The sequence below is a fragment of the Pseudomonas mendocina genome, assembly GCF_900636545.1.
Taxonomy (GTDB): Bacteria; Pseudomonadota; Gammaproteobacteria; order Pseudomonadales; family Pseudomonadaceae; genus Aquipseudomonas; species Aquipseudomonas mendocina.
Genome location: NZ_LR134290.1, coordinates 4,230,610 through 4,253,874 on the forward strand (window position 1 = coordinate 4,230,610; position 23,265 = coordinate 4,253,874).

Here is a 23,265-nt window from a genome sequence, read left to right on the forward strand (position 1 = left end):
TCACTTGTGGTACGGGTGACCGGACAATACGGTCCAGGCTCGGTAGATCTGCTCGCCAAGCAGGATGCGCACCAGCGGATGCGGCAGGGTCATCGGCGACAGCGACCAGCGCTGCTCGCTGCGCGCGCAAACCTCCGGCGCCAGCCCTTCCGGGCCGCCGACCATGAGGTTGACGTTGCGTGCATCGAGACGCCAGCGGTCCAGCTCCGCCGCCAGTTGCTCGGTGCTCCATGGCTTGCCATGGACCTCCAGCGTGACGATACGTTCGCCGGGTTGCACCTTGCTCAGCATGGCCTCGCCCTCCTGACGGATCAGGCGGGCGACATCGGCGTTCTTGCCACGGGTGTTGAGGGGAATTTCCACCAGTTCCAGCGGCAACTCGGCCGGCAGGCGCTTGACGTACTCCTGCCAGCCCTCCTCGACCCAACGCGGCATGCGCGAACCGACGGCGATCAGTTTGATCCGCACGGCTTGCGCTTACTCTGCGCTGTGCTGGGCGCGGCTCTGCTCGGCGCCCTGCCACAGGCGCTCGAGGTCGTAGAACTGGCGCGCGGTCGGCAGCATCACGTGCACGACGATGTCCCCGAGGTCGAGCAGCGCCCATTCGCCGCTGTCCAGACCTTCGCTACCGATCGGGCGTACACCCTGTTCCTTGACCTTTTCCAGTACGTTTTCCACCAGTGACTTGACCTGACGGCTGGAGCTACCGCTGGCGATCACCATGAAATCGGTGATGCTGGTCTTGTCCTTGACGTCGATCACGGTGATGTCGGTCGCCTTGATCTCTTCCAGCGCCGCCACGGCGATCTTGACCAGCTCGTCGCTGGGCATGTTCTGCTTACTCATAAAAACTCATTTGCCTCGTGTAATGGACGCCAGCGCACATGCATGGCGTTTCAAGCATTGGGCGCACGGTACAGATCGTGCGCCTGGATATAGGCCAGTACCGCATCCGGCAGCAGATAACGCGCCGAGCGGCCAGTTGCCAACAAGTGGCGAATCTGCGTGGCGGAAATCGCCAACGGAGTCTGCCAGATGAAACTGATTTGCCCGCCTGCACCCACCAGGCTCAACGGGTCGCTGACACTGCGCGCGGCCAGCAGATCGCGCAGCGCCTCCGGCGCTTCACTGTCGGCATCCGGCCGTTGCAACACCAGCAGGTGACAGTGCTCGAGCAGCTCCTGCCAACGATGCCAGCTCGGCAAACCGCAGAAGGCATCCCAGCCCAGCAGCAGGAACAGCTGATCGTCCGCTGCCAGCTCGGCACGCACCGACTCCAGCGTGTCCAGGGTGTACGACGGTTTGTCGCGGCGCAGCTCGCGGTCATCGACCGTCAGCCGCGTCTCGCCTGACACCGCCAGTTCGACCATGGCCAGACGCTGTTCCGCCGTCGCCTGCGGCGTGTCGCGATGCGGCGGTCTGGCGCTGGGGATCAGCCGCAGCTCGTCCAGCGCCATGAATTCGGCCACCTCCAGCGCGGCACGCAGATGCCCGATGTGTACCGGGTTGAAGGTACCGCCGAGCAGGCCGATGCGTCGGGCGCCGATCCGTTTCATTTATGTACGAATGTGTCCGTCGCCGAAGACCACGTATTTCTCGCTGGTCAGGCCTTCCAGGCCGACCGGGCCACGTGCGTGCAGCTTGTCGGTGGAAATGCCGATCTCCGCCCCCAGGCCGTACTCGAAACCATCGGCGAAGCGGGTCGAGGCGTTGACCATCACCGAGGAAGAATCCACCTCGGTGAGGAAACGCCGCGCATCGCTGAAGTTCTCGGTGATGATCGAGTCGGTGTGCTGCGAGCCGTAATGATTGATGTGCTCGATGGCCGCATCCAGCGAGTCGACGATGCGAATCGCCAGGATCGGCGCGTTGTACTCGGCGAACCAGTCGTCCTCGCTCGCTTCCAGCACATCGCCGCCGAGCAGCTCGCAGGTGGCGGCATCGCCACGCAGTTCAACGCCCTTGTCACGGTAGATGGCGGCCAGCGGCGGCAGCACGCGTGCAGCGACAGCCTGATGCACCAGCAGGGTTTCCATTGCATTGCACGGCGAGTAGCGCTGGGTCTTGGCGTTGTCACAGACGCGGATGGCCTTGTCGAGGTCGGCGGCGACGTCGACATAGACGTGGCAGACGCCGTCCAGATGCTTGATCACAGGCACCTTGGCATCGCGACTGATGCGTTCGATCAGGCCCTTGCCGCCGCGCGGGACGATCACGTCGACGTACTCCGGCATGGTGATCAGCTCACCGACGGCAGCGCGGTCGGTGGTTTCCACCACCTGCACGGCAGCTGCCGGCAGGTCGGCCTTCGCCAGGCCCTGCTGGATGCAGCGGGCAATCGCCTGGTTGGAGTGAATGGCCTCGGAGCCGCCACGCAGGATGGTGGCGTTGCCGGACTTCAGGCACAGGCTGGCGGCATCGATGGTCACGTTCGGCCGCGACTCGTAGATGATGCCGATCACCCCCAGCGGCACACGCATCTTGCCGACCTGGATGCCGGACGGCAGGTAGCGCATGCCCTGAATCTCGCCGATCGGATCGGGCAGGGTCGCCACCTGGCGCAGCCCTTCGATCATGCTGTCGATCACCTTCGGCGTCAGCGCCAGGCGGTCGACCATGGCCGGTTCCAGACCGCTGGCACGGGCGGCGGCCAGGTCCAGTTCGTTGGCGGCAGTCAGCTCGGCGCGAGCGGCGTCGAGGGCATCGGCGGCAGCGTGCAGCGCGCGATTCTTCTGCGCGGTGCTGGCGCGGGCGAGCACCCGCGAAGCCTGGCGGGCGGCCTGGCCCAGGCGGGTCATGTAGTCGTGCACGGACTCGGTCATGGCGGCGGAGGTCTGGCAGTTGGAAAAAGGGGCTGATTATAGCCGGCTCACAAGGCTGCGCCCAGCGGCGTCTGGCAAGCGGTAGACGGCGCGTCCGACAATGCCTCGCGGTAACGCTCGCAGCCGCACCACAGAGGCGCCCGAGCCGCAACGGTTACACCCGCAAGCCGGGGCCGCCCGAAGGTTGGGTAAACAAATCGCCCTCTGATGTTTACCTTGCAATCGAGGTCTTGCCGAACTGCGAGACGGCGCTGCGTGCCGCCCCACCCAGAAGAACAACAACAGACTGGAGTGCCCCCATGCGTTACCGCACCGACTACAGCGCCGCCTTGCTCGCCAGCCCGCCCGAGGTAATCGAGATCGGCGGTTGGCGCCTGCATTACCAGGCCTATTCCAGCCGCCAACGCGATGCGCGCGCGCCGGTACTTATGCTCGGCGGCGCCTTCCAGAGTTTCCGTTCGTTCGCTGCCGAAGTGGACGAGTTGCTGCGCGAACATCCGGTGATCCTGCTCGACCTGCCCAGCCAGGGCGGTAATCTGCAGCTGGCCCCCGAACTCGGCCTGGAGCAGTTGGCCGACCTGATCGCCGCCTTCGCCGAACAACTGCAATTGCCGCCGTTGATGCCGATCGGCCTGTCCTATGGTTCTGCCCTGGCCGCCCTGTTCGCCGCCCGCCATCCGCAGCGCTGCGCGCGCCTGCTGCTGGCCGGCATCACCGCCTTCGGTCGCCCTGGCGCACGGAGGATGCTGGAGGAAGGCCTGGCCCTGCTGGCCGAAGGTCGTAATGGCGAGTTTGCCCAAGGTGCCCTGAGCGGCCTGCTCAATCCGCTGCAACTGCAGGCGACCGGCATATCACCGGTATTCCGCAAGGCACTGCTGCGGCAAATCCAGCGCCTGTCCCCGAACGAGGTCGAGCGTTATCGGCAAAACAGCCAACGCCTCCTGGCCTTCGGCGGCTTCAGCCAACATCCCCAATGCCCGACCCTGGTACTGGCCGGCGAACACGACCACTTCACCCAACCCTGGGAACACGCCCAATTCGCCGCAGCCTGTGCCAGCGCCGATTGCGTGCTGGTCCACCGCGCCGACCATCTCGCCCAGTTCGAACAACGCGAAGCCTGCGCCACACTCTATCGCCCCTTCCTCGAAGGGCGCCCACTGCCTCTGCGCAGCCATGGCAGCACACGCCTGCACAGCGAGCAGCTATTGCAGCTGGAGAAACGCTGCGAGCCGCGCCTTGCTCCACGCCAGCGCCAGGCGCTGCTGCACCATGTCGACGGCCAGCAATGGACGGTGGAGCTGAGCGAGCTGGGCTTCTTCGGTGGCTTGCTGCAAGGCGATCTGCCCCGGGATCTGCCGACACGCGGCTGGCAACTGGGCCTGGCGGACCTACCGAGTCAATCTCTGCTGCCACTGCGACGCGATGAAAAAGGATTGGCCTTCGTCTTCCCGCATACCGATGCCAACGCCAGCCTGGCGCTGGCCGATCGTATCCATCCGGCGCCACTACCAGCGGTAGCCTGTGCCTAGGAGCTGCGGCGCATCCTAAGTCCGCGCCTGAATCACTCGCACCAGCCCCGGTAAGCGGGCCGGTGGCAGGCCAAGGCTCACTGCATCGGCACTGGGGTCGAGCACCTGCACCTGAGCGAAGCCGCAACGCCGGAAGCCCGCGACGATCTCCTCATGATTGCGGTAATGCAGCGGGTAGCTGCCGCGGGTCAATCGGCCGATCAGGTCGACGCCCCAGCGCAGCTGGCGATAGCGTGGATGTTCCCGTAGATCCGGATAGAGCTCGGTCAGGTAGGTAGCAGCGGAAAATTCGCCCAGCTCGTGGGCGAGCCGGCTCCAGAACCCTTCGATCAGCGCCAGTGGAAAGTAGTTGACCAACCCTTCGGTGATCACCACCACGGGCTGCGTGCGGTCCAGATCCTTGAACAGCGCACTCAGGCGCTGGTTGCCTCGCTCAGCGAGGATGTCCACGGCACGTACCTGGTGCCGACCATCCAGCCAGCCCTCGCCGTGCAACAGCAGACGCTTGCGCGCCGCCATCGCCGGCAGATCCGCCTCCAGGTACTGCAACTGTGGATAGCGCGAGCAGAAACGCCGACCGCGCGGCGACAGACCACAGGCGATCTCCACCACCTGGAGCACGTCCTGCTGCTCGATGGCCTCAGTCAGCTGCGCATCGATCTGCAGATGACGCTGCAACAGAAAAGCCTCGATATCCAGCCCGAAGCCGGCCCTGGCGCCCCAGGTAACCGGCCACAGCAGCTTGTGCACGAAGCGGCCAAAGGTCGTGACGAACGCGGGGTCGGCCAGGCGGTGGCGATACCAGACGTAGCCGGTGTAATGCGCCGAGGGGCTGATATGGGCACTGCTGACGCGGGCGCATTCAGGCATTTTTAAGGCTCTTGTTGTTATGCTCGCGGCCCCAGATTAGAACGCTGCGAGCCCCTTCGACAGATCATGCCCGCCGAACCCACCCTTAGTTTGCCCTGGCCCGGCGCCAGGCCATTGCCTGACACCTTCTTCGACCGCGACGCTCAGTTGCTCGCACGCGAGTTGCTCGGCAAGGTCATCCGCCATCGCGTCGGCACGCTGTGGCTGAGCGCAAGGATCATCGAGACCGAAGCCTACTACCTGGTGGACAAGGGCAGCCATGCCTCGCTCGGCTACACCGAGAAGCGCAAGGCGCTGTTTGCCGATGGCGTGCACATCTATATGTACTACGCACGCGGCGGCGACTCGTTGAACTTCAGCGCTCAAGGGCCTGGCAACGCCGTGCTGATCAAGTTGTACACATTTAACCTGTAATTTTTTAGATAGGTCATAAGGGGGCATCATACCGGGGCAGGCCCGGTTTTTTTATGCCCTGCGGGCTGGGTGTTTGCCCGGTTGTTTCCGCCCGGCAAACGAGCGTGTTAGAGCGTCTTTTTCGTAGAGGTGGTTGATCGTGCCGAGGCTTTGCATCGGTGCGGACGACCGCCGTAGGTGTGACGAAAGAAGGGTTGATTGCTGGATCAGCAAACGGGAGGATTCAGCTAGGCACATCGCCATCACGAAAGGGATAACAAGATGACATATGAATACCGGATTGTATGCTTAGCTAACTCTCGGAAATCTAGCGGTCGCTGTGTTGCTGGCAAAGTGACAGAGGGCCAGTATGCGGGGGCTTGGTTACGCCCAATCGGAACCTCTCCGTCACACGAAATCACCGAACGAGATCGTGAGTACGACGATGGCACGACAGCCCAGAAGCTGGATGTAATCGAAATCACGTTCACTAACACCGCTCCGCCCTCCTTCCAGAGAGAGAATCACGTCATTGATGACAATATCTATTGGGAGAGGTTGGGACGCTACACGGTCAATGAACTGGCCCCCCTTGTGGATAGTCCACCCTCTCTGTGGGAGAACGGGAATCACAGCTACTCTGGCGTTAATGACCGCGTTGCTGTGGCCTTGCTCGCTGATCCACGCCAAACGCTCTACCTAATCCGACCGGAAAACGTGCGGTTCAGCGTGGAGGCCGAAGGTGCCGCGTTTGGCAATCCTAAGCGTGTTGTACGGGCACATTTTACGTATAACCGTGAAAACTATGCTTTAAGGGTGACTGATCCAGAAACGGAGCAGCAATACAAAGCTATGCGGGATGGTGAGTACAGGGCTGAGGTAAATTATTTCACCATAAGTCTAGGCGAGCCTTACAACGGTGACGCTTACAAATTGGTCGCTGCAGTATTTTAAGGGGCAAAAATGAAAATTTTCACAATCGGTTTTACAGAGAAAAAAGCAGAACGCTTTTTCTCCCTGATTAAACTATCAGGGACAAAACGCATCGTTGATGTGCGTTTAAATAACATTTCGCAGCTTTCAGGGTTCGCAAAGAAAGATGACCTGAAGTATTTTCTAAAAGAGTTGTGCGACGTTGATTATGTCCATATTCCTGATCTGGCTCCCACAAAAGAAATTTTGTCGCCATATCAAAAAAAGGAAATCACTTGGCAGCAATACGAAGATAAATTTTTAAACTTGATGGCCAAGCGAAATATTGAAAAGCATTTGAAGCCAGAAATCATCGATCAAGGTTGCTTGCTTTGCAGTGAGCACCAGCCGCACCAATGCCATAGGCGATTGGTTATTGAATACCTAAAATCTCATTGGTCAAATGAAAATATTGAGACAAAGCATTTGATATGACAGATAGAAAAAACATCCTCATTGCCTACCCGCCTGAATTTCTTTGCTATGAGAAATTGAAGCGAAAAATCGACACGTACACCAGTCAATCGGGTGAAATTGAATTGGTGTGCTTTAATGATGCCAATGAGTATGTAAAAAGGTGTGCTAAAGAAAAAGATTGCGGGATGACCTTTTTTTCAGATCCCGCTGAGGCTGTAGAAAACTCTACTCACGCAATCATCTTTGAAGATCGGGAGTGCTTCGCTAAGCTGCGTGAAAGTCTTAAAGAGAAGAATATTCGCTTTAAGGTTGTGCCTCTTGAATTAACCCTAGTCGTTAATAAAGATCGAGTCGACACATACGATGTCTACATTGGCCGAGGGACTGTATGGGGTAACCCTTACCAGATCGGTCAGGATGGTGACAGGGACGAAGTAATACGCAAATTTGCGTATGATTTTGACCGAGGTTTTTTAAAGGTGCATCAAGATTTTGAAAAGCACCTGAGCAAAATCAAAGGTAAGGTGATTGCTTGTCACTGCAAGCCAGCAGCTTGTCACGGTGACGTAATAGCCGCCTATGTAAATTCACTTGATGATGGTAAATAGCGGGCGAGCCCCTGATTTGATCAAGTCCGGACATCCCTGGATCGACGCCATCAGCGGCGCCGACTCGCTCGCCGCCATGCAGCGCAACAATCCCGACAATCTCGGCCGACCACGTGCGCCTGAGCGTTTGTGCGCAGGGCAAACCCTGCTGTGCAAGGCACTCGGTTTGAAGGTAAAGGACTGGGATGCGCGCCGCTTCGATCTGCAACGATTGTTCGTCGAGGATGTCGGCGAGCAGCCTCACTCGATCATCCAGTGCGCGCGCCTTGGCATTCCCCAGGGGCGCGACGAACACCTGCCATATCGTTTCGTCGACGCGCTGTACGCTCGCCATTGCACGCGCAACCCTTTGCGTCGTGGACAGGTCGAAGGCCGTGACTATCGATTGTTGAGCGTTTCAGGAGCAGAACGATGAGCGTCTGGCTGGATAACCTGACCACCTGGCTGAGTGGCAACCCGCAATGGCTGGGGGTAGCGATCTTTGTCATCGCTCTGCTCGAATGCCTGGCCCTGGTGGGCATCGTGCTGCCCGGCGTGGTGCTGCTATTCAGCGTCGCGCTGCTCGCCGGCAGCGGGATACTGACGCTGTGGCAGACGCTACTGCTGGCCTACACCGGCGCGCTGTGTGGCGACATGATTTCCTACGCGCTGGGCAGGCGCTTCAAGCACAACATCGGGCGCCTGCCGGTGCTGCGCCATCATCCGCAGTGGATTTTGCGTGCCGAGCTCTATTTCCGTCACTACGGGGTGGCCAGCCTGTTGGTCGGGCGCTTCATCGGCCCGCTACGGCCGATGCTGCCACTGGTAGCCGGCATGCTGAACATGCCGCTGCTGCGCTTCATCCTGGTCAGCCTGGTGGCGGCAGCCGGCTGGGCCGTGGCCTACCTGTTACCGGGCTGGGCCACCGGAGCGGCGCTGCGCCTGCCAATGGCGGAAGGATTCTGGACCGAAGCCGCAGTGCTGCTGGCCGGTATCGGTGTGATCCTGTTGCTGACCATTCAAGCCAGCCTGGCGGAAAAACCGCGGGCCAGCCTGCTGGGCGGCGGTCTCAGCCTGGCACTGCTGATAGCCATCGTCATCGGCTGGCCGCATCTCGATGCGCTGGATCAGGGCCTGATGACTCTGATCCAGGAGCAGCGTCAGGCCCACCTGGACCAATGGATTGGCACCCTGACCCGACTGGGCGACTTCCATATCCAGTTTGCAGCGGCGGCAATGCTGTGCGCCCTGCTGTTCCTGGCGCGTCAATGGCGCCACCTGCTGTTCGCCGGTTCGACCCTGCTGGTCACGGCCATCGGCAATACCACCCTCAAGCATGGCTTTGCCCGGGCACGCCCTGATGTGCTGAGCGAACCGCTGACGACCTACAGCTTTCCCAGCGGCCACAGCTCGGCAGCCTTTGCCTTCTTCCTGGTGCTGGGGGTACTCGCCGGTCGCGGGCAATCGGGGCGCCTGCGCCTGGCCTGGCTGGTGGTGGCTTGCCTGCCGGCGGCCGCCATCGCACTGTCGCGAATCTACCTGGGCGTACACTGGCCCAGCGACATCATCGCCGGGGCCCTGCTGGCGTCAGCCGTGTGCGGCCTGAGCCTGACCCTGTGCCAGCGCCAGGAGGTGCTGCCGGCACTGCCGGCGCGCCTGTGGTGGATCATCCTGCCGGCCTGCCTCGCGGTACTGGGAGGAATGGCGACCTGGCAACTGTCCAATGCGCTGCTGCGCTACGCGTACTGACGCGTCGCCTCAGGCATCGCCCTGGAGTATTTCCAGCATGGCGTGCAACTGTTCCAGACACAGGGCTGGATCGTCGAGCTGAAGCAGCTGCAACTTCTGCGCGGGCTCCAGCGGCAACAGATAGGCCAGCTGATTGGCCAGTTGCTGCTGGCTGGTGACCACACCCGCCATGGCCAACCCTGCCACCAACGGATGTTCGGCCAATGCGGCGTGCAGGGCAGCAAGGTCGGCGTGCTCGGCCTGCAGTGGGCTGTCTGGCGGCGCCTCCAGCCACTGCACATCGGCGACGGTCAGCTGGTCAGGCAAAACCTGGGCACGCTCGACGCGAAAGCGCCGCCCGCCCTCGACACGGATACCCAGCAGTCCATTGGTACGCTGTTGAAAATCACGCACCAGCGCCTCACATCCAATCGCAGAGAAACGGCTGGCGGCCTCGCCCACTTCTTCGCCCTCGACGATGCACACCACGCCGAACCCCGTGCCTTGCTTCATGCAGCGGCTGATCATGTCCAGGTAGCGCGCCTCGAATATCTGCAGGTCGAGCACGCAACCGGGAAACAGTACGGTGTTGAGCGGAAACAGCGGGAGCTTCATGGTTTACGGCCTGTTATCTACGCAAGACTGCCGGAACATCAGGGATGGCCAGGCAGGCTCTCACAGGAGCATGACAATCGCCAGAGGCAACAGCACGGCGGTAATCACCCCCATCAGACTCATCGCCAACGCGGCGAAGGCGCCGCACTCATCGCTCTCCTGCAGTGCGCGCGCGGTGCCCACAGCATGTGCAGTGATACCCAGCGCCATGCCCTGCGCCGCTGGGTGATGAACCCGGCACAGACGCAAAATGGACGGCCCGACGATGGCACCGATGACCCCGGTGATCATCACGAACACCGCTGCCAGTGCCGCGATGCCGCCAATCTGATCGGCCACCAGCATGGCAATCGGCGAGGTCACCGACTTGGGCGCCATGCTCATCAGCATCAGCCGCTCGGCGCCGAACAACCAGGCCAGCCCTGCCCCGAGCACGGTGGCGAAGGTGCCGGCGACCAGCAGGGTCAGAATGATCGGCCAGAACAGCTGGCGAATCCGCCGCAGGTTGAGATACAGCGGCACGGCCAGGGCCACGGTGGCCGGGCCGAGCAGCAGGGTCAGTGCCGCGACGCTGTTGCGATACTCGGCGAAACTCAGGCCACACAGCAGCAGGATGCCGATCACCGTAAGCATCGACACCAGCACTGGCTGCAGGAACACCCAGCGAGTGCGTTCGTAGGCAGCCATGGCCAACTGATAGGCGCCCAGGGTTATGCCTATCCCGAACAGCGGGTGATGGGTCAGCGCCTGCCAGGCGCCCTGCCAATCCGGACTCATGCGTCCTCCCTGCGCTGCTGGCGCTCGATCAGCTTCTGCATCAGCCAGCCAGCGAAGGCCAGCGACACCAGCAAAGACAGCACCAGCGCGCCGACCACCGCCCAAAAATCGGCGGCGATATCACTGGCATAGGCCATCACGCCTACAGCAGGCGGCACCAGAATCAGCGGCAGGTACTTGAGCAGGCTGCTGGACGCCACGCTGAGCGGCTCGCCGACCTCACCGCGCAGCATAAGAAAGACGAACAACAGCAGCATGCCGATGATCGGCCCAGGCAGCATCGGCAGCAGCAGAACGTTGAGAGCGGTACCCAGCAACTGGCATAGCACCAGCCAGGAAAGGCCGCGAAGCAGCATGTTTGAGTTCTCCACAAGACGAGCGATGGCCGCGCTTCCGCTCGCGAGTAGGCCATTGAAAAACGTAGGCGAGGCAGTCAGTGCCAGGCAAAAACAGGCGAAAAAGCGGAGTTTACGAGCTGTAAATGAGCATTTTGAGCCTGTTTTTAACGCAGCAATAACCACGCAGGTAGTTTTTCAGCAGCCTACTAGAGGGGATTCTGGGCATCTATTGGGGCATGTCGGCCATTATAGGCGCGATGCGCCTTCGCTAGCCTCTGTATTGCTTCGTCAGGCTGACCTATGCCGCGTCATTCAGTACGCCGAGGCAGGCTTGACCCGCTGCCCCCCTCGTGCTGATCTAGGCCGCAACGGTTTCACGCACACAAGAAAAACACCCGTGTCCTCAAGGAGGAACTATGCCGTTCGTACCCGTAGCAGAGCTCAAGGACCATGTTGGCAAGGAACTCGGCAAATCCGAGTGGCTGACCATCGATCAGGAGCGCATCAATCAGTTCGCCGAGTGTACCGGCGACCATCAGTTCATCCATGTCGACCCAGAAAAGGCCAAGCTGACGCCCTTCGGCACCACCATCGCCCACGGTTTCCTCTCCCTGTCGCTGGTGCCGATGTTGATGGAAAAGATCATGATCATGCCGCAGGGACTGAAGATGGCGGTGAACTACGGTCTCGACAGTGTGCGCTTCATCCAGCCGGTCAAGGTCAACTCCAAGGTGCGCCTGGTGGTCACCCTGACCGATGCCACCGAGAAGAACCCCGGCCAGTGGCTGCTCAAGGCGCGCGCCGTGCTGGAAATCGAAGGCCAGGAAAAACCGGCCTACATCGCCGAGCCGCTGACCCTCTGCTTCGTTTGATCCCCGCCTGCTCCCGTTCCGGCCCTCGCAGCCGGAACGGGAATCTTCTCGCGTCAGCAAAGCGTGCGATGCGACAGCGCAAGCCTGCGGGCTTGCGGCATACTGCCGAGCAAAGCACCGACCTGGACGTCCGCCATGAATTCCCTTGCCCTGCGCCTGCTGCCTGTTTGCCTGTCCCTGCTGATCGCCGGTTGCGACGAAGCGCGTCCGCTACTGCCGGCCAATGCCACCCTGCCCGACGGCGGCCAGTATCGCGGCGAGATCGTTGATGGCCTACTGCAAGGCCCCGGGCGTCTGGACTACCGCAATGGCAGCTGGTTCGTCGGCCAGTTCAAGGACGGCATGCTCGAGGGCAGCGGCGAGTGGCAAGGCCCCGGTGGAGAGCACTATCTGGGCGAATTTCATGAAGGCATGTTCCACGGCCAGGGCACCCTGACCTACAGCGACGGCAGCCGCTACGAAGGGGGGTTCGAACGCAACCGGTTCAGCGGCGTCGGCCTGCTCGAACAGGGCGGCCAGCGTTACCAGGGCGAATTTCTCAACGACCGCTTCCACGGTCTGGGCAAACTGGAAATGGCCGACGGCAGCAGCTTCCAGGGCCAGTTCGTCAAGGGGCAGCCAGAGGGCCAGGGCGTGCGCATCGACGCCTACGGCAACCAGTTCAGCGGCGTGTTCGCCCAGGGTCTGCTCAGCGGCCAGGGCAGCTACCACAACGCCGATGGCGATAACTACAGCGGCGGTTTCAAGAACGACGAGTTTCATGGCAAAGGTCGCTACCAGAGCGCTGGCGGCGAGACCTGGGCCGGCGAATTCGTAGAAGGCGTGATGCAGGGCCCCGGCGAATACACCGATGGCGAAGGCACCCGCTACCTCGGCGAATTCGCCGACTGGCAGTACGAGGGCGAAGGCCTGCTCACCTTGCCAGACGGCAGCGCCTATCGAGGCCATTTCTCCGGCGGAGAATACAGTGGCGAAGGCACCCTGACCCTGGCCGATGGCAGTCGTCAGTCCGGCACCTGGCAAAGCGGGCGCCTGGTACGTGACGAACAGGGTCAGCCACTGCCCGACAGCCTGGAGCTGGGCCTGTTGCAACAGGGGCAGCTGCTCGACCAGGTCATCGCCGCGATTCCCGCCTCGACACCGTCGCGCGAACTCTACGCGCTGACCCTGGCGGGCGACGGCAAGCAGAGCGTGTTCATGCGCGAAGCCGATTACGTCAGCAGGTTGATGCGCGATCGCTTTGGTGCTTACGGCAGCGTCAGCCTGATCAATCACCGCGACCATCTTGCCGACCGCCCATTGGCCACGCGCGAGAACCTCACCCGCGTGGTTCAGGCTCTTGCCGAACGCAGTGGCGAGGAAGACCTGATCTTCATCTACCTGACCAGCCACGGCTCGCGCCGCCATGAACTCAACCTCGACCAGCCGCGCCTGCAGTTGGCCGACCTGCCGGCCAGCGAGCTGGCGGCACTGCTCTCACCACTCAAGCAACGCAACAAGGTGATTGTGGTTTCGGCCTGTTATTCCGGTGGTTTCATCCCGCCATTGAAAGACGAAAAGACCCTGGTGATGACTGCTGCACGCGCAGACCGGGTGTCCTTCGGCTGCAGCGAGGATAACGACTTCACCTATTTCGGCCGCGCCCTGTTCGCCGAGGCGCTGGGCGAAACCGACAATCTGGAAAGGGCCTTCGAACTGGCCAAGGAACGCGTCGCCGAGCGTGAGCAAAGCGACGGATTCGAGCCTTCCGAACCGCAGATCTGGGCGCCCCGCGGCGTACTGCAGCACTGGCGCGAACTACGCCAAAGCCAGGCCGAGCGTGCGCTCGGTACCGTGGCCAGCGGTCCGGCAAAAGACTAAGCTGAACTGTAACGGACAAGAGACAACCGCATGTACCTGACCCCACAGCACATTCTTATCGCCGGTGCCACCGGACTCACCGGTGAGCACCTGCTCGATCGTCTGCTCAGCGAGCCGACGGTCGCCCGCGTGCTGGCGCCGACACGTAGACCATTGGCCGCCCATCCGCATCTGGAAAACCCGGTGGGTGACCTACAGGCGCTACTGCCGCAACTGTCTGGCCAGGTCGATACCGCCTTCTGCTGCCTGGGCAGTACCATCAAGCAGGCCGGCTCGCAGGAGGCCTTTCGTGCTGTCGACCACGATCTCGTGCTGGCTTTCGCCCGCTGCGCTCGCGAGCTGGGCGCACGGCATCTGGTGGTGATCAGCGCGCTGGGCGCCAATCCCAACTCCTCGGTATTCTACAACCGAGTCAAGGGCGAGACCGAGGAAGCGCTGAAAGCCATGGACTGGCCGCAACTTACCATCGCCCGCCCATCGCTCCTGCTCGGAGCACGCCATGAGTTTCGTCTCGGCGAGCGCCTCGCGGCGCCACTGCTACGCTGGCTGCCGGGCAAGTACCGCGGCATCGACGCCTGTGCCCTGGCTCGCGCCCTGTGGCGTCTGGCCCTGGAAGAGGAAGACGGTGTGCGCGTGATAGAGTCTTCCGACCTGCGCCGCCTGGGGCGCTGATGCCGTGGATGAAGCGATGAAACCGACAAGCTTGATCGAGGCCCTGCAAGACGCCGACATGCTCGAGATCGACAGTCTGTATGCCTGGCAGTTCGACCTCGACACCGAACTGCTGGCGCAGATCAGCGCCGGCACGGCGGGCAGCGACAGCGCCGCCAAACCGCTGTTGCAGGTGCACTGCATCGATGGTCGCGAACGCCGCCTATGGAAGTTCTCCCTGGCTTCGGTACAGGCCGCGCGCTACAGCGAAGCGGACGACAGCTGGCTGATCGAAGGCAGCGAGGTCAGCCATACCCTCAAATGCTTTGCCGCCTATCGCGGCGACAATGATGAGGACGATGAGGGGCAGGACGAAGCCTGAACCATGGGCCTTTATGACCGCCATATCCTGCCGCACCTGATCGATTTCGCCTGCGGCATGGGCGCGGTGATGAAGGCGCGCTCGCAACTCGTGCCACAGGCGCGCGGTCGCGTGCTGGAAATCGGCATCGGCAGCGGACTCAACCTGAGTTTCTACGATCCGCAGCGGGTCGAAGTGGTGGTTGGCGTCGACCCATCCGCCGCCATGCAGCGCCTGGCCCGTGAACGCGTCGCGCGCTGCCAGGTGCCGGTGGAAATGATCGCCCTGGAACTGGGGCAGATTCAGGCAGCGAATGCCAGCTTCGATGACATCGTCTGCACTTTCACCCTGTGCACTATCCCCGATGCCATCGCCGCCCTGCGCGAAATGCGCCGCGTACTCAAGCCTGGCGGGCGCCTGCTGTTCTGCGAACACGGTCTGGCGCCGGATCTGCCGGTGGTGCGCTGGCAAAAGCGCCTGACGCCGCTGTGGAAACCGCTGGCCGGCGGCTGCCATCTGGATCGCGACATACCCGCGCTGATAGGAGCCGGCGGCTTTCATATCCGCGAACTGAGCACCGGCTATCTCAAGGGGCCAAGGCCGATGACCCACGTCTATCGCGGCTGGGCCGACTGACTTAGCTGCTTACCGCGCCGGAACGCAGCGCCAGCGGATCGACCAGCCCGGCGGCGATGGTCATGCCTACCAGTTCCGGCAGCGTCTCGGCCTGCATACGCTTCATCACCCGCGAGCGATACAGGTCGACTGTCTTCACGCTGATTTCGAGCTGCTCGGCCACTTCGCGGTTGGTGTAACCGCGCACCAACGGCAGCAGCACGTCCCGCTCACGCGGGGTGAGCTGATCGAGCCGTGCCTGCACCTCGGCCAGACGCGCATCGCGCCGCGGGCGGGCCGGACGACGATCCAGCGCCTGCTGCACGCTGTCGAGCAGCAATTGCTCGTTGTAGGGCTTCTCGATGAAATCCACCGCGCCGGCCTTGAACGCGCGCACGACGATGGGCACGTCAGCATGCCCGCTGACGAAGATCACCGGCAGGTCGATACCACGCGCGCGCATCTCCTCCTGCACATTCAGCCCACCCATGCCGGGCATGCGCACATCAAGCAGCACGCAGGCATTGGCGGTCGGGTCGCAAGCCTCAAGAAAGGCCCGACCGCTGGTGAATGGCACGCCAGTCAGCCCCACCGACTCCAGCAGCCAGAGCGTCGAGTCGAGCATGCCCTGGTCGTCATCGACCACATAAACCCGTTGTTGCATCCCTGTACTGCTCCTCTTGTTGTTATGCGTTTCATCGTCGCGGCTGAAGCCCCTCCCAAAGTTCGCACGCTCCGTGGGAGGGGCTTTAGCCGCGACTGTTCGACAACGATTCATCGTCCCTGCCCAACGGCAAGCGACACTCCAGGCACAACCCGCCCGCCTCGGCCGAAAAGGCCTCCAGCGAACCGCCGAAGCCTTCGATGATGCTGCGGCTCATGGACAGGCCAAGCCCCAGACCATCGGCCTTGCTGGTGTAGAAGGGCGTGAACAGCTTGGCCATCTGCTCGTCGCTGACGCCCGGCCCCTGGTCGATCACCCGGATCGCCAGGCTGCCGTCCGCTTCGCTTGCCTCCAGACGCACCTGCGAAGGGGCTCCGGGGTGGCGTTCGCGGTTGGCATCGATGGAATTGCGCAGCAGGTTGAGCAGCACCTGCTCGAGCAGGACGCGGTCGGCGAATACCAGCGGCAGATTGTCCGGCAACAGGTCGCTGACTGCCACCTGCGCTGTGCCGGCCTCCCAGTTGCACAGGCGCACCGCTTCGCGCGCCACCTCGGCCAGATCCAGCTCTTGCATGCGCCGCTGGCCCTTGCGCAGAAAGGCGCGCAGGCGCTTGATCACGGCCGAGGCGTGGTTGGCGTGCTCGGTGATACGCGCCAGGCCCTGGCCCACCTTGTCCACCCCGACCGGATCGCCGCCCACCCCCTGCAAATAGCGCTGGCTGGCGCTGGCGTAGTTGACCACCGCAGCCAGCGGCTGGTTGATCTCGTGGGCGATACCCGAGGCCAGTTCGCCCAGGGTGATCAGCCGCGTTGTGTGCGCCAGCTCGTCCTCCAGGCGGCGCTTGTTCTCCTCGGCCTGGATGCGCGCGGTAATGTCACGCGACACGCTGACCACCTCCACCACCGCGCCGGTGTAGGTCTCGCGAATCGCGCGGCTGGCGGTCTCGAACCACAGGTAATGGCCGTCGCGATGACGAATGCGATAGCTCATGGTGTGGTAGCCATCCTGCTCCAGAGCCTCGCGCGCCTGCTTGGCTTGCTGAGCCTGATCCTGCGGATGCAGCAGGCTGTCGACCGCCATGCCGCGCAGCTCTTCCGGCCAGTAGCCGAGCAACGTCCAACTGGCAGGCGTGGCGTCGAGGAACACGCCGTCCGGGGTGTGCCGGGAAATCAGGTCCGTGGTGTTCTCGGTGATCAGCCGGTACAGGCGCCGTGCCCGCGCGGCCTCACGCTGCTCACGAACCTCGCGGGTGGCCTCGCGGCAGCGCGCCAGCACGCGGCGCTCGGCGACATCGGGAATGAAACTCCATATCAGGATGCGCTCGCCATCCTGCGCCTCCACCGCTTCCACAGCCCGCGACTGCTCCAGGCAGGCGCGCACCAGCGGCAAATGGTTCACCGGCAGCAGCTCGCCGACCTGAGCCAGCGAGCGCTCACCAAGTAGCCCCTGCAACGCCGCGTTGCTCTCCAGCAGACGCGCCTCGGCGTCGAGCAGCAGCGCCGGCTGCGGGTCGGATGACAGCAGCGGCGCACTGCGCGCCAGCCCCGAGGCCAGTTCGACCATCTGCACCAGCAGTTCACGAAGCCAGGGCAGCCATTCCAGCCCGGCCGACTCGTCGACCTGCAACAGCAGCACGCCGGGCTGGCCGGGCTGCAGCTGCAGAGCCAGCGCCTGACCATGATGCAGCGCGGCGCGGCGCAGACGCCCGGCTAGCCAGCACGGCAGCCGGCGCAGAGCGTCGAAGTTCAGACTCGCCTGCTCACCGAACGCCGCAAATAGCGCTTCGTCGCTGGCCTCCAGCGGATCACCCATGCCGGGCGGCAAGCGTGGCCCATCATCCTCCTGAGCGTAGGTGCGGCTGGCCGGCTGCCAGGCCAGGTACCAGGCCTGGCGCACCTGCGGGCACCCCAGCAAGGCCTGGCGCAAGGCCTCGGCTCGAGCGCCCAGCGGTGGCGCCTCGCGCTGGATGCGCAGCCAGGACTGCAGGGGAACGGCTGAGAGATGAGCGTCATTCTTCATATAGTAATTATTCTATAAAACCTTGGTACAATTTCCATACATAATAGAAATGACCTATAAATCGACACCAGCAAGCTTCGGTAATGCCTGCATCATTACCGGAATAACCAGAGCTAACAATCAGCCAAAGGTGTATCCGCCATGTCGATCTACGAGCAGGGCCTCGGCCGCGCCGCCGTCAACCATGTTGCCCTCAGCCCACTGAGCTTCATCGAACGTACAGCGGCGGTATACCCGCACTACCCGGCGGTGGTGCATGGCTCGATTCGTCGCAACTGGGCCGAAACCTACGCGCGTTGCCGACGCCTGGCCTCGGCGCTGGCAGGCCGTGGCATCGGCAAGGGCGACACGGTAGCGGTGATGCTGCCGAACATCCCGGCCATGCTCGAAGCGCATTTCGGCGTGCCGATGATCGGCGCGGTGCTCAACACCCTCAACGTGCGCCTGGATGCCGAGGCGATCGCCTTCATGCTGCAGCATGGCGAAGCCAAGGTGGTGATCGCCGACCGCGAGTTCTTCGATGTGATCCACGCCGCCATCGGCATGCTCGACCACCCGCCGCTGGTGATCGACGTCGACGACCCCGAGTACGGCGAGGGCCAGGCGGTCAGCGAGCTGGACTACGAGGCCTTCCTCGCCGAGGGCGACCCCGAATTCGCCTGGCAGTGGCCCACCGACGAGTGGCAGGCGATCAGCCTCAACTACACCTCGGGCACCACCGGCAATCCCAAGGGCGTGGTCTATCACCACCGCGGTGCCTTCCTTAATGCCATGGGCAACCAGATGACCTGGGCCATGGGCAACCACCCGGTCTACCTGTGGACCCTGCCGATGTTTCACTGCAATGGCTGGTGCTACCCCTGGACGATCACCGCCCTGGCTGGCGTGCATGTGTTCCTGCGCCGCGTCGACCCGGCGAAGATCCTCACCCTGATCCGCGACGAGCAGGTCACCCACCTGTGCGGCGCGCCCATCGTGCTCAACGCCCTGGTCAACATGCCGCCAGAAGCCAAGGCCGCCATCGACCATCCGGTCAAGGCCATGGTCGCCGGCGCTGCGCCGCCCGCGAAGGTGATCGGCGCGGTGGAGGAGATGGGCATCCATGTCACCCATGTATACGGCCTGACCGAGGTCTACGGCCCGGTGACCCTGTGCGCGTGGCACGCCGAATGGGACGAACTGCCGCTGGAAGAACGCGCCACCATCAAGGCGCGCCAGGGCGTGCGCTACCCCACTCTGGAAGGGGTGATGGTGGCCGACCCGAAAACCCTGGAGCCGGTGCCGCGCGACGGCCAGACCATCGGCGAGATCTTCATGCGCGGCAACACTGTGATGAAGGGCTACCTGAAGAACCCCAGCGCCACCGCCGAAGCCTTCGAGGGCGGCTGGTTCCACACCGGCGACCTGGGCGTGTGCCACGCCGACGGCTACGTGGAAATCCGCGACCGGCTCAAGGACATCATCATCTCCGGCGGCGAGAACATCTCCACCATCGAGGTCGAGGGCGTGCTCTATCGCCACCCGGCGGTGCTGGAGGCGGCCGTGGTCGCCCGCCCGGACGAGAAATGGGGCGAGACGCCCTGCGCCTTCATCACCCTGAAGACCGGCCAGCAGGCCAGTGAAACCGAGATCATGACCTTCTGCCGCGAGCACCTGGCCGGCTTCAAGGTGCCCAAGACCGTGGTCTTCACCCAGTTGCCCAAGACCAGCACCGGCAAGATCCAGAAGTTCGTCCTGCGCGATATGGCCAGGGCGCTCTGATCCCTTGTGGGAGGGGCTTCAGCCGCGAGCGTCGCCGCTAAAGCGCCTCCCACAAATCCCCCGTTTTCACAACAACAAGAACCGGCCCAGGCGGCCGACGGAGAACCCTCATGCAAATTTTCAAGCGCCGTGACGGCGACGAGCAACCGCACTGGCCCCTCGGCCCGTTCAAGGTGCGCCTGCCCTTCGTGCATTACCGTTGGGAAACCGCCGAGATGCTGCAGGCACTGATCATGTTCGTGGTCAGCCTGGCGATGATCCCGCTGCTGGAGAAATACCTCGGCCTGCCCTACGACGTGGCCCTGGCCTATGTGGTGGTATGCGGCATCGGCTTCATGCTGCCGGCGCTGCTCGGCGTGCCGCTGGTGCCGGGCTGGATCACCCCCGGCATCCCTGTGGTGTTGCTGTTTCTCGGCAACTACGAGCCCGGCCCTGCGGCCATTCAGGCACTGTTCGCCCTGCAGTTCCTGGTGTTCGCGATCTTCCTCTTCCTCGGCGTCACCCGCCTGGGCAGTGCACTGGTACGACTGATCCCCAACTCGATGAAGGGCGGCATCATCATCGGCGCCGGTATCGCCGCACTGATGGGCGAGATCAGCGCCGGCGGCCGCCTGGCCAACACGCCGATCTCTCTGGTTCTCGGCAGCCTGATCTGCCTGTACCTGATGTTCTCGGTGTCGTTCAAGGGCCTGACCGAGCGCGTGCCCTTCGCCCGCAAGATCGTCAACTACGGCATGGTGCCAGGCATGCTGATCGCCATCTTCATCGGCATCGCCGTGGGCGAGTACAAGATGCCGGACGTGAAGTGGGGCATCACCGCGCCGGCCTTCGGCGAGATGTGGAACTACCTGCCGTTCAACGTCGGCTTCCCCGGCCTGGACGTGTTCATGCTGGCCGTGCCCACGGCGGTGATCGCCTACGTGATCGCCTTCGGCGACATCATCGTCGGCCAGTCGCTGATGCAGCGCGCCGATGAACTGCGCACCGACGAGGTGATCGAAAACAACGTTGACCGCATCCACCTGGTGACCGCCATCCGCAACGCCCTGCACGCCTTCTTCGCGCCCTACCCGGGCCTGGCCGGCCCGCTGTGGACGGCGGTGGCGGCGACCATGGCCGAGCGCTACAAGTACGGGCGCAAGGCGATGGACTCGATCTACAGCGGCGCCGGTACCTTCTGGCTCACCGGTTTCGCCGCGCTGTTCATGCTGCCGCTGGTCAGTTTCTTCCAGCCAGTACTGCCGATCGCCCTGTCGCTGACGCTGATCCTCACCGGCTACATCTGCCTGATGGTTGGCTTCGAGCAACTGAACAACAACACCGAGCGCGGCATCGCCGGCACCATGGGTGTGGTGCTCGCCGTCTACGGCGCGGGCTGGGGCCTGGCCGCGGGCGCTGCGCTGTACATCCTGGTCGAACGCACCCATCTGCTTAAATTCACCAGCATCAAGGATAAGTCGCGTAGTCCGGCGGAAGCCGACTGACGCATTTCGTTCCACGCGCCGCGCCTGTCGCGGCGCCTCCGCTGTCGAGGTTGCACCATGCCCGAATTCAACGCCCCGCTGCGCGATATGCGCTTCGTCCTCCATGAAGTCTTCCAGGCGCCGAGCCTGTGGGCACGTCTGCCGGCCCTGGCCGAAACCGTCGATACCGACACCGCCGACGCCATCCTCGAAGAAGCGGCCAAGGTCACCGGCAGCCTGATCGCCCCGCTCAACCGCAGCGGCGACGAAGAAGGCGCACAGTGGGTCGATGGCGACGTGCGCACCCCGACCGGTTTTCGCGAGGCCTATGCCACCTACACCGAAGGCGGCTGGGTGGGCCTGTCCGGCAACCCGAATTACGGCGGCATGGGCATGCCCAAGATGCTCGCCGTGGCCTTCGAGGAGATGCTCTACGCCGCCGGCTCCAGCTTCGCGCTGTACTCGGCGCTGAGCTCCGGCGCCTGCCTGGCCATCGACGCCCATGCCAGCGAAGACCTTAAAACCACCTACCTGCCGCCGATGTACGAGGGTCGCTGGGCCGGCTCCATGTGCCTGACCGAGGCCCATGCCGGCACCGATCTGGGCATCATCCGCACCCGCGCCGAGCCGCAGGCCGATGGCAGCTACAAGGTCACCGGCAGCAAGATCTTTATCACCGGCGGTGAGCAGGACCTGACCGAGAACATCATCCATCTGGTGCTGGCCAAGTTGCCGGACGCGCCAGCCGGGCCCAAGGGCATCTCGCTGTTTCTGGTGCCCAAGGTGATGGTCAACGCCGATGGCAGCCTCGGCGCGCGCAACGCCGTAAGCTGCGGCTCCATCGAACACAAGATGGGCATCAAGGCCTCGGCCACCTGCGTGATGAACTTCGACGGCGCCACCGGCTACCTGATCGGCGAGGTCAACAAGGGACTGGCGGCGATGTTCACCATGATGAACTACGAGCGTCTGTCCATCGGCATCCAGGGCATCGGCTGTGCCGAGGCGTCCTACCAGTCGGCCGTCAGCTACGCCCGCGAACGCATCCAGAGCCGTGCCGCCACTGGCCCGGTCAACCACGACAAGGTCGCCGACCCGATCATCGTCCACGCTGACGTGCGTCGCATGCTGCTGACCATGAAAGCGCTGAACGAGGGCGGCCGGGCCTTTGCCTGCTACGTCGGTCAGCAGCTCGACCTGGCCAAGTACGCCGAGGACGCCAGCGAGCGGCAGAATGCCGAAGCCCTGGTGGCCCTGCTCACCCCAGTGGCCAAGGCCTTCTTCACCGACACCGGGCTGGAAAGCTGCGTACACGGCCAGCAGGTATTCGGCGGCCATGGCTATATCCGCGAATGGGGCCAGGAGCAGCTGGTGCGCGACGTGCGCATCGCGCAGATCTACGAAGGCACCAACGGCATCCAGGCACTCGACCTGCTCGGGCGCAAGGTGGTGGCCAATGGCGGCGCCGCGCTGCGCCTGTTCGCCAGCGAAGTGCGCGACTTCGCCCACGCCCATGAATCGCCCTTCGGTGATCGCCTGGTGGAAGCGCTGGAACGCCTGGAAGCAGTCAGTGGCTGGCTGCTGGAGCAGGCCAAGAACGAGCCTAACGCCGTCGGCGCCGCCTCGGTGGAGTACCTGCATCTGTTCGGCTACGTCGCCTACGCCTACATGTGGGCACGCATGGCCGCCGTGGCACAAAGCAAGCTGGGTGAAGACGAAGCCTTCTACGGCAGCAAGCTCGCGACCGCCGAGTTCTTCTTCGACCGCCTGCTGCCGCGCACCCTAAGCTTGGAGGCGAGCATTCGTGCAGGCAGCCAATCGCTGTATGGCCTGGCTGCCGAACAGTTTTAAACGTAGGGCGGGTGCAACCCGCTACCTCTGAGCCGGTGGCCCTACAAGGTTGAGCGTGTTGCGCGGCGCTTCGGCGCCGCGCTTTTTTATTCGAGCCTC

Annotated in this window: 23 protein-coding genes and 2 pseudogenes; 15 read left to right on the forward strand and 10 right to left on the reverse strand. The window is 63.1% G+C overall.

Annotated elements, in window-relative coordinates:
* The 4 genes from rlmH to EL191_RS19710 form a co-directional block, all read right to left on the reverse strand.
* Positions 1 to 468 (reverse strand): 23S rRNA (pseudouridine(1915)-N(3))-methyltransferase RlmH, encoded by a 468-nt coding sequence (gene rlmH, locus EL191_RS19695; protein ID WP_041980586.1) that lies wholly within the window; start codon positions 466 to 468, stop codon positions 1 to 3.
* 9 nt (positions 469 to 477) lie between these two features.
* Positions 478 to 831 (reverse strand): ribosome silencing factor, encoded by a 354-nt coding sequence (gene rsfS, locus EL191_RS19700; protein WP_026042034.1) that lies wholly within the window; start codon positions 829 to 831, stop codon positions 478 to 480.
* Positions 832 to 896: 65 nt separating this feature from the next.
* Positions 897 to 1,556, reverse strand: a complete 660-nt coding sequence (nadD, locus tag EL191_RS19705) for a nicotinate-nucleotide adenylyltransferase (protein ID WP_013717180.1) — start codon at positions 1,554 to 1,556, stop codon at positions 897 to 899.
* On the reverse strand, positions 1,557 to 2,822 hold the full coding sequence (locus EL191_RS19710) for a glutamate-5-semialdehyde dehydrogenase (protein ID WP_041980585.1): 1,266 nt from the start codon (positions 2,820 to 2,822) through the stop codon (positions 1,557 to 1,559).
* 299 nt (positions 2,823 to 3,121) lie between these two features.
* Here EL191_RS19710 and EL191_RS19715 point away from each other — a divergent pair, with 299 nt between their 5' ends.
* Entirely contained in the window at positions 3,122 to 4,351 is a 1,230-nt protein-coding gene (locus EL191_RS19715; RefSeq protein WP_041980583.1) for an alpha/beta fold hydrolase, read from the forward strand.
* Between the two features lie 15 nt (positions 4,352 to 4,366).
* On the opposite strand, the gene EL191_RS19720 is transcribed toward EL191_RS19715, so the two are convergent.
* The gene (locus EL191_RS19720; RefSeq protein WP_041980581.1) at positions 4,367 to 5,221 is read right to left on the reverse strand and encodes a class I SAM-dependent methyltransferase; all 855 of its coding nucleotides are present in this window, start codon (positions 5,219 to 5,221) and stop codon (positions 4,367 to 4,369) included.
* Positions 5,222 to 5,287: 66 nt separating this feature from the next.
* Here EL191_RS19720 and EL191_RS19725 point away from each other — a divergent pair.
* From EL191_RS19725 to EL191_RS19750, 6 genes and pseudogenes are all read left to right on the forward strand, one after another.
* Positions 5,288 to 5,614 (forward strand): annotated as a pseudogene (locus EL191_RS19725) (DNA-3-methyladenine glycosylase); the annotation flags it as partial.
* A 282-nt stretch (positions 5,615 to 5,896) separates the two neighbouring features.
* Positions 5,897 to 6,568: a dual OB domain-containing protein gene (locus tag EL191_RS19730; protein ID WP_126403520.1), complete on the forward strand. Its 672-nt coding sequence runs from the start codon at positions 5,897 to 5,899 to the stop codon at positions 6,566 to 6,568.
* A gap of 9 nt (positions 6,569 to 6,577) precedes the next feature.
* Positions 6,578 to 7,021, forward strand: coding sequence for a DUF488 domain-containing protein (locus tag EL191_RS19735; protein ID WP_080764306.1), 444 nt, complete (start codon positions 6,578 to 6,580; stop codon positions 7,019 to 7,021).
* Positions 7,018 to 7,611 carry a DUF4326 domain-containing protein gene (locus EL191_RS19740; RefSeq protein WP_080764305.1) on the forward strand — a complete coding sequence of 198 codons (594 nt, stop codon included), beginning with the start codon at positions 7,018 to 7,020 and terminating at the stop codon, positions 7,609 to 7,611. Before EL191_RS19735 ends, EL191_RS19740 begins: the two co-directional genes overlap by 4 nt.
* Positions 7,612 to 7,627: 16 nt before the next feature.
* Positions 7,628 to 8,026 (forward strand): annotated as a pseudogene (locus EL191_RS19745) (DNA-3-methyladenine glycosylase); the annotation flags it as partial.
* Positions 8,023 to 9,339 (forward strand): bifunctional DedA family/phosphatase PAP2 family protein, encoded by a 1,317-nt coding sequence (locus tag EL191_RS19750; RefSeq protein WP_041980579.1) that lies wholly within the window; start codon positions 8,023 to 8,025, stop codon positions 9,337 to 9,339. The pseudogene EL191_RS19745 and the gene EL191_RS19750, both read left to right, overlap by 4 nt.
* 9 nt (positions 9,340 to 9,348) lie before the next feature.
* Here EL191_RS19750 and EL191_RS19755 read toward each other — a convergent pair whose 3' ends face one another.
* From EL191_RS19755 to EL191_RS19765, 3 genes are read right to left on the reverse strand one after another with little or no spacing between them, the layout of a single operon-like run.
* On the reverse strand, positions 9,349 to 9,933 hold the full coding sequence (locus EL191_RS19755) for an LON peptidase substrate-binding domain-containing protein (RefSeq protein WP_041980577.1): 585 nt from the start codon (positions 9,931 to 9,933) through the stop codon (positions 9,349 to 9,351).
* 60 nt (positions 9,934 to 9,993) lie between these two features.
* Entirely contained in the window at positions 9,994 to 10,710 is a 717-nt protein-coding gene (locus tag EL191_RS19760) for an LrgB family protein (protein ID WP_017361996.1), read from the reverse strand.
* A complete protein-coding gene (locus EL191_RS19765) occupies positions 10,707 to 11,066 on the reverse strand; it encodes a CidA/LrgA family protein (protein WP_017361997.1) in 360 nt (119 codons plus the stop codon). Before EL191_RS19765 ends, EL191_RS19760 begins: the two co-directional genes overlap by 4 nt.
* Before the next feature lie 398 nt (positions 11,067 to 11,464).
* Here EL191_RS19765 and EL191_RS19770 point away from each other — a divergent pair, with 398 nt between their 5' ends.
* The 5 genes from EL191_RS19770 (at position 11,465) to EL191_RS19790 (ending at position 15,428) form a co-directional block, all read left to right on the forward strand.
* Positions 11,465 to 11,920 carry a MaoC family dehydratase gene (locus tag EL191_RS19770; RefSeq protein WP_013717189.1) on the forward strand — a complete coding sequence of 152 codons (456 nt, stop codon included), beginning with the start codon at positions 11,465 to 11,467 and terminating at the stop codon, positions 11,918 to 11,920.
* 135 nt (positions 11,921 to 12,055) lie between these two features.
* Entirely contained in the window at positions 12,056 to 13,780 is a 1,725-nt protein-coding gene (locus tag EL191_RS19775; RefSeq protein ID WP_041980574.1) for a C13 family peptidase, read from the forward strand.
* Between the two features lie 30 nt (positions 13,781 to 13,810).
* Positions 13,811 to 14,452 carry an oxidoreductase gene (locus EL191_RS19780; RefSeq protein WP_041980572.1) on the forward strand — a complete coding sequence of 214 codons (642 nt, stop codon included), beginning with the start codon at positions 13,811 to 13,813 and terminating at the stop codon, positions 14,450 to 14,452.
* 16 nt (positions 14,453 to 14,468) lie between these two features.
* On the forward strand, positions 14,469 to 14,813 hold the full coding sequence (locus tag EL191_RS19785; protein WP_013717192.1) for a DUF5629 family protein: 345 nt from the start codon (positions 14,469 to 14,471) through the stop codon (positions 14,811 to 14,813).
* A gap of 3 nt (positions 14,814 to 14,816) precedes the next feature.
* Positions 14,817 to 15,428 carry a class I SAM-dependent methyltransferase gene (locus EL191_RS19790; protein ID WP_041980570.1) on the forward strand — a complete coding sequence of 204 codons (612 nt, stop codon included), beginning with the start codon at positions 14,817 to 14,819 and terminating at the stop codon, positions 15,426 to 15,428.
* A 1-nt stretch (position 15,429) separates the two neighbouring features.
* Here EL191_RS19790 and EL191_RS19795 read toward each other — a convergent pair whose 3' ends face one another.
* Positions 15,430 to 16,071 (reverse strand): response regulator transcription factor, encoded by a 642-nt coding sequence (locus EL191_RS19795; RefSeq protein WP_041980568.1) that lies wholly within the window; start codon positions 16,069 to 16,071, stop codon positions 15,430 to 15,432.
* 85 nt (positions 16,072 to 16,156) lie between these two features.
* On the reverse strand, positions 16,157 to 18,091 hold the full coding sequence (locus EL191_RS19800; protein WP_080764304.1) for a sensor histidine kinase: 1,935 nt from the start codon (positions 18,089 to 18,091) through the stop codon (positions 16,157 to 16,159).
* A 141-nt stretch (positions 18,092 to 18,232) separates the two neighbouring features.
* On the opposite strand from EL191_RS19800, the gene EL191_RS19805 reads away from it, so the two are divergent.
* From EL191_RS19805 to EL191_RS19815, 3 genes are all read left to right on the forward strand, one after another.
* Positions 18,233 to 19,852 (forward strand): acyl-CoA synthetase, encoded by a 1,620-nt coding sequence (locus EL191_RS19805; protein WP_041980566.1) that lies wholly within the window; start codon positions 18,233 to 18,235, stop codon positions 19,850 to 19,852.
* Between the two features lie 110 nt (positions 19,853 to 19,962).
* Positions 19,963 to 21,336: a solute carrier family 23 protein gene (locus EL191_RS19810; protein ID WP_041980564.1), complete on the forward strand. Its 1,374-nt coding sequence runs from the start codon at positions 19,963 to 19,965 to the stop codon at positions 21,334 to 21,336.
* Positions 21,337 to 21,393: 57 nt separating this feature from the next.
* Complete coding sequence (locus tag EL191_RS19815; protein ID WP_041980563.1) at positions 21,394 to 23,166, forward strand: acyl-CoA dehydrogenase C-terminal domain-containing protein; 1,773 nt, start codon at positions 21,394 to 21,396, stop codon at positions 23,164 to 23,166.
* Positions 23,167 to 23,265 lie beyond the last annotated feature (99 nt).